The organism is Rossellomorea marisflavi, from assembly GCF_001274775.1.
In the GTDB taxonomy this organism is placed as follows: domain Bacteria; phylum Bacillota; class Bacilli; order Bacillales; family Bacillaceae_B; genus Rossellomorea; species Rossellomorea marisflavi.
The window spans coordinates 68230-83594 of sequence record NZ_LGUE01000003.1 but is presented as its reverse complement, the minus strand read 5'-3'; the positions used below and the strand labels follow the sequence as shown (position 1 = coordinate 83594).

Below are 15365 nucleotides of genomic sequence, written 5' to 3'. Positions count from 1 at the left end.
CAAACTCTCCACTAAGACCAGAGGCGGATAAAAAATTGATCCGGGGGCGCATTGCAGAATAATGGTTCTCCACTTACACTATAGAAAGATTGGAAAAACGAACCAAGGAGAGGGAAACATGAAAAAGAATGCATTCGCCATCGTAGTGGCTTTGTTGGCATTAGGTGCGATCTTCCTCATTTTGAATGATCGGACCACCCTTTTTGCCAAAGGTGGGAAAACCTCAGACAGTGTAAAAGTAAACGACGGAACCAAGCTCATCCATTTGTCGCTCGGAAGCGGAGATACGAAGATCGTAACAACGGAAGATGATGAAGTCAGGGTGGAGTTCAACGGAAAAGGCACCGTTAACCTTGAAGATCAAGGAGACGAAATCAACCTTGAGGTCAAAATGAAGCCTATCTTTTATATCGGCTTCAACAGCAAAAAATTTGATACGATTGTATTTCTTCCTCAGAACTACGAAAACAATCTGGAAATCGAGGTCGGCTCAGGAGAACTGATCTTCATACCGGACGAAGTGATGTCCATGGATGACCTGAAGACCGAGATCGGCTCAGGCGATATGAAAATCGGGAATTTCAACACCGGATCCTTCACATATAAGGGGTCATCCGGAGATTTTGTCGGCAAGGATATCAAAACCAGGGAAGGATCGGTTGATATGGGCTCAGGGGATGTGCTTCTGACGGGCTATGAAGGGCCTTTGAAGGGAGCGGTTTCTTCAGGTGATCTGTCGATATCCATGACAAAGCTTTCTGGAGATGTGGATTTCACGGTCGGATCCGGCGATGCGGACCTTAATCTGCCTGAAGACGCAAGCTTCAAACTGAACGGGAAGGCAGGAAGCGGAGATATCCTCAACACCATCAAACTGAAGGATCAAACAAGCAGTGAACGCTCCATAAAAGGAACGAAAGGATCCGGAAAACATTCCATCAATGTAGACCTCTCCAGCGGGGATATGATCATTCGGTAAACCCAAAAAAGGGTGGGAGCAGATGCTCTCACCCTTTTTCCTCTTCTGAATTCACTTTTCCCCCAAGCTCTTCACCGAGAGCAACGATGGACTGATTGATCTTCCAAACATAGTACACATGATGAATGACATCAATATGTGATTTCAACCTACCAGGGGCCTGGGTTTCGATTTCCCTTCGTTCTTCCGCGAGATCCCAGAGACTGCAGTGCGCGGAAGGATCCTTCATCATGAGTCGGACCGCTTCGATGTTCTGCGTCAGTTTCTCACTTGTCACCCCGATCACCTTCTGCAATTCTTCCGGGAAGGGTTCATTCCTTCTGTGGGAAGAAGCCAGCAGATGCTTCGCATAATAATTGACGGCGATGACGACGGTGATCCACCGTCCGAGTCCCGTCCTGGTCATAGCCCCTGGGCGCTGAAGGATCGACTGGGCTTCGTCCTTGATCGCCTGAACCTTGTGGTCGAGATCGAATGCCCGGTCCGCAAGGGGCTTCTTCTTCTCTTTCAGGAAGGAAGAAAGATAGCTTTCCACATATTCCCCGAGCTCCTCGAAGAACTCATCGAATGTATCCGTGACCTTGGCCTTTGTCTTCTTCGGAAAAACGAAAGCCGACACGATCAGGGCAATGAAGGCGCCGATGATGGTATCAAGTACCCTTGCCCCCATAAGCCCCACAGAAATCCCGCCAAGGAGAATATCGTACATGAAGGCGATGAGCATGGTGATGAACAGGCTCATGAGCGTATAGGAAACGGGGAATAAGTAGAATGATAGGAAAAGGGCCAGGAAAAGCAGTCCCACTTCAAGGGGCTTCACTCCCGATACAAGGGTAGCGGCCCCGAATCCGACGAGTGCCCCGATGACGGTACCGAATGAACGCTGGAACGCCTTCAGGTAGGTTCTTCCCACCGTCTCAGTACCGATCATGATGATGAATGTCGTCAACAGCACCCAGTACGGCTGGGCGGGGGCGATCAGTTCACCTGCCACGATGGCAAGAATCCCTGCAATCAATGCCTGGATTGCTTTTCTCGTCGACGGCTTCAACCCTTTTGACTCTTCTTCGTCTTCCTTCTCTTCTTCTTCCGATTCATCCTCTTCCTTTTCAGTAGGGACTTCCCGTTCTCCCTTCAAGGCTTCCTGGATCGTAAGGGCTGCCTGAAGGACGTGATTCGAGATGGACTCGATACGGCGCAGAAGATAGATCCATCTCGGAAGATCCTCTTGATCCTTCAGGACATTCGTCAGCATCAAGCGCAGCTCCTGAAGAGCACGTTCGGTTTCTTCCAGTGTCTTCGGTTCATAGTCCTGTGCCAGGACATCGGCATCACGAAGTGAACGGATGACACGCATCAATAGCTGGCGGATCTCGTCCTGCTCGAACGCCTTCAGCTCCTTCAGCTTCTTCAATGAATCCGATAGGGTCTGGATCAGCATTTCCGCGTCGAAGACGTAGAGCCTGAGTTCAGAAACGTCAATTCCTGGGTACAGCTCCTTGAGGTCACTTTCATTGATATCACCCGACAGCGTCCGCGCATACTCATTCAATTTACGTACGTTTCGATCGAGACTTTTCTTCCTCTTCTCACTGCTTTTTGGATCTTCCATTGCCTTCAACAGGATGGTGAATGTCAGATTCGACTGGATATGGAACGAAATCAGGCTCCTTTTCAATACGTAGGAAGAACTTTTGAATAGAAGGAACTGATACATGTAGGCACTGAGCGTCCCGATCGCGATACCGATATAGAACCAGAGCAGATGCGATGCGTCGAGCTTCAGAACGGATGAAAAGTAGATCGACATGAAAGAGGCCATCCCGATGGAAAAGTAGCGGACGGCGAAGCGGGAGAAATAAAAGGCGCTGAACATGGCCGCCACGAGGAAAATGTTGACGGCATACGGATGATGGCTGAACAGGGAACCGACGGTGATCCCGCCTGCCACTGAAACGGCGATGCATAGCAGCGTCACTTTCTTCTTCCTGTCCGTGTCATCCAATACGATCAGGACACCGAACATTCCCACCATTCCTGAAACGATGGCAGGTGTGATGGACGGATACTCATTCAGTTTCAGTAGGAATAATGTGATGAATACCGAAGTCATGAGGCTCAGCGTCGTCTTGCCTGCCTGCTGCAGCCTTTTCCTCCCGGGATCGGAAGCGAGGAAGCGTCCAAGCCATATATGTTGTCGATGTAGTTGTCTCATTGTCATCAAACCCTTTACTCGTCCTGCGATTATAATCCTTTTTATCGTACCCACCCTAACAAAAAAGTAACCAGAGCCGCAGAGGGCTATCCGGTTACTTAGTATAGGTGTCATCGCGAATAGTTTATTCTTTTAATTATACGGGTTTCGGACGAGACGGTAAAGGATATTGCTTGTCATGGACTCAACGGAAGCCGCGTCTTCTTCTAAAACGCCATGCTGCACCGAGGCCAAGCAGGAGAACGGCTACGGAGATTCCGCTCACTGTGAGGGCCGCCGTCGAATCAACGGCTTCTCCCTGTGCTCCGTTCCCTTGTGGTCCTCCTCCACCGGGACCATCCCCGGGGTTGAATCCATCAGGTCTATCGGCAGGATCGAACCCTTCAGGTGGCTCTCCCTGTCCGCCGTTCCCTGCATCAGGAGGAGCACCATTTTGCCCCCCTTGGGCCGGAGGAGCCTGCGCACCGTCCTGTTCATTTCCTGCCGGCGCTCCATTTTGAGGGGCATTGTCATCTGCCGCGGGATTCTCCTGGTTCGCATCCTGCTCATTTCCTGCTGCTGGATTACCCTGCCCGCCATTCGGAGCTCCCTGCCCCTGACTGCTGGATCCCGCCTGGCTTTCAACCGTCCGTTCGCCGGACAGCTGCTCAAGGATCGACTCGGATCTCAGCTTTGTGAATTCTGCCAGGCTTTCGTCGCCGGAAACGCCTTTCAGGAATTCATCCGTTGTGAAGAACTTGGTCGGGTCACTCTCGACATAAGTAGTGAGGATCGATGCAAGATTGTTCGTGATCTCGGATACGCGCTCCTCTGTGAAGATCTCCTCGGCAAATGTCTTCAAGTACTCTTCATATTTCTCCTTGTACTCTGAGTTGGAAAGGAGGGCATTGAGCAGTGGACGTTCTTCAAGGGTCGTATTGGCAACGGGTTCGCTCACGCTGAAGTCGATGGCAGAGTCGGTGATGAGCTGACTCGTCATCATCCCCCCACCCATGCCGCGCTTGTCGTTACCTTGAGGAGCACCGTTCTGATCGGCAGCTTGGTTGCCAGGCTCTTCAGCTTGTTCCCCGTCCACCAGGTCTTTCTCTCCCTCATTGCCTCTTCCGCCCATTCCGACGCCGAAGCCTCCGAAGGACATATTATAATCCCAAGGGATGATGGAGAAGGTCCCATCCTTTTCATAGAGATAATAGTTGTGCTTCATCTGCCCCTGATAGCTATCAAGGTTGACGAGCGCTGTATTGACGGCAAAATAGCGGAGCATTTCATCAACATCGAGATACTCCTCAAGGTCACCGCCGTTGTTGATGGCATCAAGCATATCGGTGAATGTCGACTGATCTTTGTTGGACTCGTTCGTTTTCAGCTCGACACCCGTGTAATCATCTAGATCGTCACTGATCCATTTGAGATCGGAACCGACCCCATCCGGCTTGAACAGGAACCCGTCATTGGATTCGAACTCGCTTGCGAGGAACGTTTCGTCCACCTGTTCGACTCCAAGGAGAAGCCCGTAGTCTTCACCGTTGATGGTCACATACATATAAGAGTGGGCAGGCGTCGCGATCCCCATCGCTTCCATCATTTCATAAGAAACAAATTCCCTCATCTGCGTCGAATCACTATAGTTATTGTTCAAATTCAATTTCTTGAGGCCATACAGGCTTTGCGAGCTGTCATAATGATCGAAATCGATTTTCAGACTGTACCGGTCAGAGTCACTATTGGCAACGGACGTCAGGGAAGAATTCCCCTTCGCCCTGATGGCCACATCGCTAACTTTTTTGCCATTGACGGTCACGGTCGCCCGCTTATATTCCTCCTTGGTTGCGTTTTCCACAAGATCATCCCAGTCGTCTTCATCGATTTCGATATCGACGCGCCCCACCTTGCTCTCGTTGAAGACCGTCTGTTTGTATGAGGTGGACGTATCCTTCTCCTCGAGTCCGACGGCAGGAAGGACATATACGCTTGCCACGAAGGTAAGCATGAGGAGGGCAAAGACCACAGCCACCATCTTTTTCCCGATCATTCCCTCCACCTCCTATGCAGTGAAGTTTCCATCATAGCTCACCATGACGGCGGATTTGATTCCCGGCAATGCCTTCAGTTCAGCAAGCATGGCCGATTCGCCTGTTTTCATACGGACTTCATACGTCGTTTCCATTTCGTCGCTTCCCATGAAGGATTGAGATTTCAGCTGATAGCGTGATGTCAGCTTTTTGAGTTCTGCTTCGATTGCTTCACTGCTGCTTCCACCGCCTGCCTTCACGATCAGCAGGAACGGGTTTTCAACCGTTATTTTGTTCACAAATACAAGGAGCACGATCCCGATCAGGACAGAACCGATGACAACAAGAGGGATGAACCCTGCTCCGCAAAGGATTCCCGACACGATGGACCAGAAGATGTAGACCAGATCCATTGGATCCTTGATCGGTGTCCTGAACCGGACGATGGATAGGGCACCGACCATACCAAGGGACAAGAGGACGTTATTCGAGATCCCCATGATCACAAGGGCCGTCGCCATCGTCATGATGAGCAATGAAATATTGAAAGAATGGGAATAGATGACCCCATTGAATGTCTTCTTATAGACAACATAGATGAAAAGGCCGATCAAGAAAGCTAGGACGAGACCGATGATTGAGTCGGTGAGACTGAACGACGTCGTCTTCTCGATGAAACTGGATTTAAAAATATCACTGAAATTGATTTGTTCATTCACGGTTGTGTACCTCATCTTTCGTATTCTATTTTTGGTTTATCCGAACATCCTGCTGAGCTGATACTTCGAGTAGGCTTCCGTTCTTGTATCCACTGCCTGCAGGGCATATTTGATCATATCCGGAAGATATTCATCGAACTTCACCTCAAGGATGATGAGGGGCTCTTCCATGACCGGTACCATGGGCAGGTTCCGGTCGAACATCGCCGTATTCCTCAGGCTCGTGCGGATATTCTGATCAAAGGTGATCCTGACGTTTCCATACGGATAGGTGTAGGCTTCACGCTCATAGTCGACGACCGCCACCGGCTTGATCAGCCGTCTTGTCATCTCCCCATACAGATCGCGGATGAGGGGTCTTACGTCGTCCTCCATCCACTCCGTTTCTCCCCGGCGGATGGCTTCGTATTCCTTCCGGGTCAGGGGACATTTTGTTTTGAACGTCTGATTGTTCCGCTTGCTCTTCCGCTCAAGGTGGATCACGGATGTGGAGAGGTTGTAGATCCTCACCCGGTACTTATCACGGTTCAGGTAGCCTTCCTTCTTCTCCGTCAGGATCCGGTCGTCCATATTATCGAAATAAGCGCTTCGTATATGGTACTTCCCGTCCCGTCCTGCATGCTCATCCCTCGTCATCAGCCACTTGAGCTTATGGATCAGGATGTGATATTCCGGGATGGAAATGGCGAATTTCAGTTCTTTTCTTCCGATTTGACTCATATTCGTTCCTCCTTTCGCTTGGTCTATAGTTGTATTGTAGGGAGCGAATGTGTCAGGGGGATGTCGGATAAACAAAAAAAGATCCCGATTCATTCAGAATCAGGATCCTTCTATCACTCCGTTACATATTCAGCCTTGTTCATGATCTCCACTACATCCAACAGATCATCGATGACATAGTCGGCACATGCCAGCTCTTCCTCCCGGGCAAAGTCGAACCGGCAGCCGATGGACGGGATGTTGTTATCGCGCCCTGCGTTGAAATCGGACAGGCGGTCCCCGACCATCACGGCAGGTCCATCCCCCGCCTCTGCCAGGATGGCTCCGACCAGGTCGGATTTATTCAGGGAGTCGATTTCCTCGATGCTGTAGACTCCTGCAACCCAGCGGTCGAGCTTATAGTGGTCCACGATGGCAGCCAGATACCTTTTCAACCCGTTACTGGCTATGTAGATGGCACAGCCACCCGAATCCAATCGTTCAAAAAGCTCGGCCACGTTCGGATACAGCTCACCTTTTCCCCCGTGGATGTTGGCGATCAGGCTCTCGAGGAAGTATTGATCCGTTTCGTTGCGGTCCACTTCTGAATGATCGGGCATCAACGTCTCCCACACTTTCGGGAGGGGGACTCCCATGATGTCCTGATACTCCTTCAAAGGAGCGGACCCTTGCCATTTGCCGGCACGGGTAAGATGATCGAACGTATCCACGAGGGACGCCTCGAGGATTTTATTTGTCTGGAATAATGTTCCGTCCATATCAAAGATGACGGTTTTCTTCATAATGCATGCTCTCCCTACAATTGAAATTAAACAAACGTTTGAACGAATTGATTGCCTATTATTCTACCAAACCAACTCATAGATGCATTTTTCCTTTTCCCCGCACTGGTACAAATCGTTATGGGGAGGGACGGCGACAATTCCCTTCATCTCCGCTCCCACATATTCACACGTCTTCCTGGACGGGAGGTTGTCGGGGTTGCAGGTGATCGTCACCTTTTCCATCCCGTGTGCGAGTGCAAGTTCCTTCAACAGGAGCACCGCCTTCCCTGCATAGTGATGGCCCCGATGCTCGGAATGGACGGCATAGCCGATATGCCCTCCATAGTAGAGGTTCTCGTTATGGCCGATTCGGAGATCGATGACCCCGATCGGCGTGTCGGAACCCTTCAGGGCCATGTTGAAGTGATAGGCCGGGACCCAATTCTTCGTCGGGTTGCCCGGTACGGTCTTTACGAGATGGAGATCGATTTCTTCTCCATTGATGATGGTGATTTCTTGCCATTGGGTTGTCATATGCTGATGCTCCCTCCAGATTCAACGTTCTCCATTAGACTTTATGAGATTCAGAGGATCTTCTCCCCATCTCCTATCAATCATGTTCCCACCCCGGCAATCAGAAAAATAGGACTGCATCCATGAAGCGGATATAGTCCTATTTTACAAGATTATACAATTTTTATATAGAGCAATTTATCGGTCCGGCCAGATCTTTGCGTTTTCTTCCAAGAGCCATGTATGCTCCTCTTCCATGATCCGTTCCGTCCACGGATTGTCGTCGAGGTGACGGATCATCCAGCAGAAGTACATGGCGTAACCCGGCGCCGTCGCCTGTGGATGGTCCAGGCTGCCGGGTATGGTGATATAGCTGTTGTGCTCGACGCGATAGGCGTCGGGTCCGACCATGGCGCAGCCGAATCCTTGGGGGCGGTCGAACTTATAGTAGTACACCTCTGGCTGATCATGATGATGTGGGGGATAGCTGGACCACCTCCCTGGATAGGAAATCACTTCGCCGATCACGAGATTCGAGTAGGGAGCGTTATCGTGATCAAAGATGGTGCGGATCACGCGCTCAGCGGTCCCGTTCCATACGCCTTCTCCCGCCACCGTGCTCGAGCAATCCTCGGGCGTATAGAGCTTCGGTGCAAAGTCTGCGGCGTTATCGGTCTTCTGCATCAGAACTTCGCTCTCCCCTTTGGCCGTCACGATGACCTGGACGCCTTTAGGGACGTGGAGGCACCACGGATCTTCATCGAACACATTTCCCCGGCTGATGTCCTGAACGTGTCCGTTCCACTCCAGGGTGATGGATCCTTCCATGAGGAGTACCGCGGTTTCCTTCCCTTCGTCATGCAGGGTTTCCCCGTCTCCGGCACTCAGCCGGTACACCCCGATATCCTGCAGCATATCCGGATGCTTGGAGTCCATATCCGTGACGGTATTGTAGCCTTGCTGTAATTCTCCGAGCTTTTCATACATGGTGATTCTCCTCCTTCTGTTCTAGATGCCTGCCGTTTCCCTGATATAGCCCCTTGCTTTGATGGCATACTCCAGGGGATTGGCGATGGCCGGGTCCTGTTCTGCTTCGACGACGAACCACCCTTCATACGCACCTTCCGCGATCAATCCGAAGACAGGGCGGAAATCGATGCTTCCATCGCCGGGGACGGTGAATGCCCCTGCCTTCACGGCCTGCAGGAAACTCCATTTCTCACGCTTCACCCTCTCGACGACTTCCGCCCTGACATCCTTCAGGTGGACATGATGGATCCGGTCCATATAGTCTTCAAGGATCACAAGGGGATCTTCTCCTGAAAACACGAGGTGACCTGTATCATATAAAAGGGACACGTTGTCGGGATCGGTCCCTTCCATGAGCCTTCTGATCTCATCCGTTGTCTGGACGCCCGTTCCCATATGGTGATGATATACGAGCTTCATGCCTTTTTCTGCTGCAAGGCTTCCCAGTCGGTTGAGCCCGTCAGTGAGGAGGGCCCATTCTTCCTCGTTAAAGACCGGCTTATGGTCGAATAGCGGTACATCCATCTGTCCCTGGATGCTCTTCCCCTGCTCACTGACGACGATGACCTTTGCTCCCATTTCATGAAGGAAATCACGGTGGGCAATGAATTCAGCAGCGGTGCGCTCATACCCATCCGTAGTCAGATGCGCGCTGAACCATGCGCTGGCAATGGACAGCCCCCTGAGATCAAGGGCCTTCCTCAGCTGATCCGGATCACGGGGGTATTTATTCCCCACTTCGCTTCCCTGGAATCCGGCCAGGGCCATTTCACTGATGCACTGCTCGAAGGTGACCTCCCCGCCGAGCTCCGGCATGTCATCGTTGGTCCATCCGATCGGGGCGATGGCCAGCTTGATTTCTCTTCCGTTAAACATCCCTCTTCCTCCCATCAATACTGACGCGCCGTTTGACGTTTGGCCATATTCCGGTCATACGCTTCACGGATGCTTTGTTTTTCCGATACTTCGGCAACCCCTGTGTTCCACCAGGAATCATAGCCATGGGTCATGGTCTTCGGCAGGACTTTGATGTCGATGAGCGTGCTCACCGGCTGATCCTTGGCATCCTTGATCGCCGCCTCAAGCTCTTCAAGGGTGCGGACGGAATAGGTTTTGGCACCGTACCCTTCTGCGACCTTTGCATAATCGATCGTCATGACAGGACCGTCCATGCGGCCGCTTGCCTGATTGCGATGACGGAACTCCGTGGCGAAGCTTCCCATTCCGTTGTCCATCTGCAGATTATTGATGCAACCGAATCCGGCATTATCAAAGAGGAGGATATTGATCTTCTTCCTTTCCTGCAGGCTTGTGATCAATTCCGTATGGAGCATGAGGTAGCTCCCGTCACCGGCCAGGGCATATACTTCCCGGCCCGGCTCGGCAAGCTTCACTCCGAGGGCTCCGGCGATTTCATACCCCATGCAGGAATAGCCGTATTCCATGTGGTAGGTGTCTTGATCCTTCGACACCCACATGCGCTGCAGGTCACCAGGCAGGCTCCCTGCTGCCCCTACGATCACGGCATCCTCGTCGATCAACCGATTGACGTGGCCGATGACCGTCGTTTGTGCAAGATTGGTGTTCAATGCTTCCTTATAATGAGTAAGTTCCTCATCAAGCTGTCCGGCAATCTCAGGTGTGAATGAGTCACCAATTTCGATATGATGAAGACGATGAAGTTCTGCGTCCCACTGCTCACGCGCTTCTTCCAATTCTCCCTGATAGGAAGATTGATAATCCCCCAGTTCCGAAGCGATCGCTTCGAGACCCGTTTTTGCATCTGCGACTACCTTCACCGCTTCAAGCTTTCCTGCATGAAAGTCCGAAATGTTAATCGTGAGGACGTCTGCTCCTTGGAATAATTCCTTGGATCCCGTGGTGAAATCCGTGAATCGTGTGCCCACTCCGATGATCAGATCGGCCTTTGACGCGAGGAGGTTGGCGGCTGCATTGCCGGTCACGCCCACCCCTCCAAGATTCAGGCTGTGACTTCCCGGTACCCCGCTCTTCCCTGCCTGGGTTTCACCGAAGGGGATCCGGAACGCTTCTGCGAATCGGAGGAACGCCTCGGCTGCTTCCGAGTAGCGGACTCCTCCTCCGAGGATCATGAACGGCCTCTTTTTGGAGCGGATCAATTCAACGGCGTCCGCTACGCTCTCAACGGAAGGCATGCGACGCTCGATGCGATGGACCCGTTTTCTGAAGAACGATAGTGGATAATCCCATGCTTCCCCCTGTACATCCTGAGGCAGGGAAATCGTGACGGCTCCTGTATCTGCAGGGTTGGTGAGGACGCGCATGGCGTTCAGCATCGCCTGCATGAGCTGCTCGGGTCTGCTCACCCGGTCCCAGTACTTGCTGACAGGGCGGAACGCGTCATTGGTCGAAATGGAAAGATCATGGGTCTGCTCGATCTGCTGGAGGACGGGATCGGGCTGGCGGGAGGCGAAGACGTCCCCCGGCAGGTACAGGACCGGGATCTGATTGGCTGTTGCCGTAGCGGCAGACGTGATCATATTGGCAGAACCGGGTCCGACCGAGGCGGTGCAGGCCATGATCTGCTTCCGTTTCGATTGCTTGGCGAAAGCCATGGCAGCGTGGCCCATGCCTTGCTCGTTCCTGCCCTGGTACACCTCAAGTTCCCCAGGATCCTCTTCAAGTGCCTGCCCGAGGCCAAGGACATTCCCATGTCCGAAGATGGTGATGACTCCTTTGACGAATCGCTCTTCCCTGCCGTCGAACTCGACATACTGGGCATTCAGGAACTTCACTAGGGCCTGTGCAGTGGTGAGTCGGATTGTTTCCATACTGATTCCCTCCTTGTGTTATTCACTCCATATGATAAAAAAGGAAGCGGCGCATGCCGCTCCCGTCCATTATTTGACGTAACGGGCCGTGACCATCTTCTTCCTTGTATAGAATTCAACGCCGTCGGTTCCATTCGCATGAAGGTCACCGTAGAAAGAATCCTTGTAGCCGGAGAACGGGAAGAACGCCATTGGTGCCGGCACTCCGATATTGACACCCAGCATCCCTGAATCAATTGTTTCCCTGAACTGGCGGATGGCTGAGGCACTGTCTGTGTAGATGCACGCCCCGTTGGCGAATGCCGAGGCATTGGCAAGGTCGATGGCATCTGTAAGGTCCTTCACCCTGACGACGGAAAGGACCGGGGCAAAGATTTCATCCTGCCAGATCTTCATTTCCTGCGTCACATGATCAAAGATCGTCGGTCCGAGGAAGTATCCTTCGCCTTCCGTCGCTTTGTCTTTCCTGCCGTCACGGAGTAGGGTCGCACCTTGGGAGATACCGGAATCGATATAGCTCAATGTGCGTTCCTTGTGGTTCTGGCGGATGACCGGACCCAGGAATACGCCTTCTTCCAGACCGTTCCCGATGGTAATGTCATCTGCGGCCTGCTTCAGCTTCTCGATGAACGCGTCGGCGATGCCCTCCTCGACGGCGACGACGGCCGCCGCCATGCAGCGCTCACCGGCAGATCCGAAAGCGGCTCCCGTGATCTGGGATACGGCAACATCCAGATTGGCATCCTTCAAAACGATGGAATGATTCTTCGCTCCTGACAGTGCCTGCACACGCTTAAGATTCTCTGTTCCTTTCTTATAGACGAGTTCTGCTACCGGCTGGGAGCCGACAAAGGAGATCGCCTTCACCTTCTTCTCTTCGATCAAACCGTTGACGACATCATGGGCACCGTTGACAATATTCAACACGCCGCTCGGCAGTCCGGCTTCCTCGAACAGCTCGGCAAGCCTGGCCGCGAGAAGCGGGGTCCGTTCGGAAGGCTTGAGGACAAATGTATTCCCGCAGGCGATGGCAAGGGGGAACATCCAGCAAGGGACCATCATCGGGAAGTTGAACGGCGTGATCCCGCCCACGACCCCGATCGGGTACCGGTACATGCCTGATTCCAGACCGGCGGCGATGTCAGGCAGCTGCTTACCCATCATGAGGTTCGGGATCCCGGCAGCAAACTCGACGCATTCGATGCCGCGGAGGACTTCCCCGTGCGCTTCGGCAAAGCTCTTTCCGTTCTCGATCGTGACGAGCTTCGCCAGTTCTTCCCAATGCTCGACCAGGAGTTGCTGATACTTGAACAGGATGCGCCCCCGTTTTGGCACCGGCACCTGGGACCATGATTTGAACGCTTCATGAGCCACTTCGACCGCTTCGTTCACTTCTTCCCGCGTGCTGAGCTTTACGATGGCGATTTCTTCACCGGTGGCAGGGTTGTAGACGGTCTCCGTATTCTCCGATGCTGATTCGATCCATTTCCCTCCGATATAGTTCTTCACTGTACGTACGGTTGTCACTGTCATGCTACCTCTCCCTTTCCATCTTGTATTAGATTGTTTCGTATAGAGCTGAATCCATATGTTCTAGAAGCTCTTCTTCTGTCGGCATGGCTTCTGAGCAGCTGTGCCTAGAGATGACGATCGATGCCGATGCGCTTCCACGCTTCATGGCTTCGGATACATCCGTTCCTTTCATCAGGCCGTGGATGAAGGCGGAGGCGTAGGAATCTCCCGCTCCGAACGTCTTCAGTACATTCGTCCGGAAGATCCCACTTCGGTGTGAACCCCCGTCTTTCGTATAGGCGATCGATCCCGCCCCTCCGTGCTTGATGACGACGATGTCCGCACGATGGGAGAACCAGCGTGTCGCCGTGTAGTGATCATCCGATTCGGTGCGGTTCAGAAGCCGTTCCATCATATCGAATTCTTCACGCGTCCCGATGATGCAATCACATTTCTCGGCAGCCAGGTTATAATAGACCGCCGTTTCTGCTTCATCCTTCCACGTGTAAGGCCGGTAGTCGAGATCGAAGAACACGGTGACATCATGCTTCACCGCATACTCCAGGGCGAGGAATACCGCTTCACGGGACGGGCTTTGGGCAAGGGCCGTTCCCGAGATGAGCAGGGCCTTGGACCTTCTGATATAAGCTTCACTCACCTCGGACGGATGAAGGAGCAGGTCGGCGACATTGTCCCTGTACATCAGGATGCTGCAGTCTTCCGGACTTTTGATCTCCGTGAAGGCAAGGCCCGTCACGGCTCCAGTGTTGTCGATCTTCACTCCTTCTGTATCGATCCCATTCCGCTCAAGGTATCCTGTGATGAATCTGCCCATCTGGTCGTCGGATACCTTTCCGATAAAGCCAGTCTTCATGCCCAGTCGCGCAAAGCCGATCGCGATATTGGCAGGTGAACCTCCGACGTATTTCGTGAAGGTGCTCGTTTCTTCCATCGGACGGTTTGTTTCATTTGCATTCAGATCGATGCACAGTCGGCCGACTGCGATTAGATCAAAGGGACGGTCTTCATGAAACGATAGTGGGTTCATACGATCTCACTCCTTTTGACCGCTTCGTGGGTGAGTTTGACCGGTACGCCTGTTTCAAGGGAGGTCCTGGCCGCTTTGGCGATCCGTTCGGCCTGCAGCCCGTCAAATCCAGAGCATGACACCGGCTCGTCATTCTCGATGGCCTTGATGAACTGGATCACTTCTTCCACATACGCTTGGGTGTAACGCTCAAGGAAGAAGTAGAGCGGTTTTTCCGTCGTCACATAATCTTCCGTTGCGAGTTTCACCGTGTTAGCCCTTACATTTTCAGCCTGGGCGGCTCCTTTATCTCCGAAGATCTCAAGGCGCTGATCGTATCCGTAAGCAGCTCGGCGGCTGTTCTCGATGACCCCGAGGGCACCATTGGCGAACTTCAGGGAGACGATGGCCGTATCGATGTCTCCTGCTTCCCCGATGGCAGGATCCACAAGGACGGCACCGTGGGCATGGACTTCGACTACTTCACTCCCCATGATGTACCGGGCCATATCGAAATCATGGATGGTCATATCCATGAACAGGCCACCGGATGTACGGATGTAGGCAGCATTCGGCGGCTCCGGATCCCTTGATGTGATACGGAGGATATTCGGAGTCCCGACTTTCCCTTCGCTCACCAACTCGCGAACCTTTTGGAAGTTGGCGTCAAAGCGGCGGTTGAATCCGACCTGGAGCTTTACACCCGCCCTTTTCACCGCTGCCAGTGCCGCTTCGGTTTCTTCGACGGTGAAACTGACCGGCTTTTCGCAGAAGATATGTTTGCCTGCTTCTGCTGCCTCGCGTATGAGATCGGCATGGGTGTTCGTCGGGGAACAGATGAAAATCACAGAGATGGACGGATCGGCAAGGAGCTCCCGGTAATCCGTTGTCAGATGATCGATCCCCGTCTCCTTTGCCCATTCCTGCAGGTGTGATACCTGAACATCGGACACGCTCTTCACTTTCACATTCCTCAACTTCCTCAAGTTTTCCACGTGGATCTTTCCGATCCTGCCTGCACCTATAATACCCACTGTCATTTCCATTCTGTCTTCCTCCCTTTTC

13 protein-coding genes are annotated in these 15365 nt (G+C 52.6%); 1 reads left to right on the top strand and 12 read right to left on the bottom strand.

Features of this window, described 5'->3' with window-relative positions; translation table 11 throughout:
* Positions 1–118 precede the first annotated feature (118 nt).
* Positions 119–979, top strand: a complete 861-nt coding sequence (locus AF331_RS09545) for a DUF4097 family beta strand repeat-containing protein (protein ID WP_053427930.1) — start codon at positions 119–121, stop codon at positions 977–979.
* A gap of 28 nt (positions 980–1007) precedes the next feature.
* Here the strand turns inward: AF331_RS09545 and AF331_RS09540 are convergent, their stop codons facing one another.
* From AF331_RS09540 to iolG, 12 genes are all read right to left on the bottom strand, one after another.
* Positions 1008–3194, bottom strand: coding sequence for an FUSC family protein (locus tag AF331_RS09540; RefSeq protein WP_053427929.1), 2187 nt, complete (start codon positions 3192–3194; stop codon positions 1008–1010).
* Between the two features lie 184 nt (positions 3195–3378).
* A complete protein-coding gene (locus tag AF331_RS09535; RefSeq protein WP_053427928.1) occupies positions 3379–5226 on the bottom strand; it encodes a CotH kinase family protein in 1848 nt (615 codons plus the stop codon).
* Between the two features lie 12 nt (positions 5227–5238).
* On the bottom strand, positions 5239–5940 hold the full coding sequence (locus AF331_RS09530) for a DUF4956 domain-containing protein (protein ID WP_053427927.1): 702 nt from the start codon (positions 5938–5940) through the stop codon (positions 5239–5241).
* Positions 5941–5961: 21 nt separating this feature from the next.
* A complete protein-coding gene (locus AF331_RS09525; RefSeq protein ID WP_053427926.1) occupies positions 5962–6645 on the bottom strand; it encodes a polyphosphate polymerase domain-containing protein in 684 nt (227 codons plus the stop codon).
* Positions 6646–6758: 113 nt separating this feature from the next.
* Positions 6759–7427 (bottom strand): HAD hydrolase-like protein, encoded by a 669-nt coding sequence (locus AF331_RS09520; protein ID WP_053427925.1) that lies wholly within the window; start codon positions 7425–7427, stop codon positions 6759–6761.
* Positions 7428–7490: 63 nt separating this feature from the next.
* Positions 7491–7943, bottom strand: a complete 453-nt coding sequence (locus AF331_RS09515) for a GNAT family N-acetyltransferase (RefSeq protein WP_053427924.1) — start codon at positions 7941–7943, stop codon at positions 7491–7493.
* A 177-nt stretch (positions 7944–8120) separates the two neighbouring features.
* Positions 8121–8909, bottom strand: a complete 789-nt coding sequence (locus AF331_RS09510) for a 5-deoxy-glucuronate isomerase (protein WP_053427923.1) — start codon at positions 8907–8909, stop codon at positions 8121–8123.
* Positions 8910–8930: 21 nt separating this feature from the next.
* Positions 8931–9827, bottom strand: a complete 897-nt coding sequence (gene iolE, locus AF331_RS09505; protein ID WP_053427922.1) for a myo-inosose-2 dehydratase — start codon at positions 9825–9827, stop codon at positions 8931–8933.
* A 14-nt stretch (positions 9828–9841) separates the two neighbouring features.
* Positions 9842–11761 (bottom strand): 3D-(3,5/4)-trihydroxycyclohexane-1,2-dione acylhydrolase (decyclizing), encoded by a 1920-nt coding sequence (gene iolD, locus AF331_RS09500; RefSeq protein ID WP_053427921.1) that lies wholly within the window; start codon positions 11759–11761, stop codon positions 9842–9844.
* A 69-nt stretch (positions 11762–11830) separates the two neighbouring features.
* Positions 11831–13294 (bottom strand): CoA-acylating methylmalonate-semialdehyde dehydrogenase, encoded by a 1464-nt coding sequence (locus tag AF331_RS09495; RefSeq protein WP_053427920.1) that lies wholly within the window; start codon positions 13292–13294, stop codon positions 11831–11833.
* Positions 13295–13319: 25 nt separating this feature from the next.
* A complete protein-coding gene (gene iolC / locus AF331_RS09490) occupies positions 13320–14321 on the bottom strand; it encodes a 5-dehydro-2-deoxygluconokinase (protein ID WP_053427919.1) in 1002 nt (333 codons plus the stop codon).
* Positions 14318–15346: an inositol 2-dehydrogenase gene (iolG, locus tag AF331_RS09485; protein WP_053427918.1), complete on the bottom strand. Its 1029-nt coding sequence runs from the start codon at positions 15344–15346 to the stop codon at positions 14318–14320. The genes iolC and iolG overlap by 4 nt, the downstream gene beginning before the upstream one ends.
* Positions 15347–15365 lie beyond the last annotated feature (19 nt).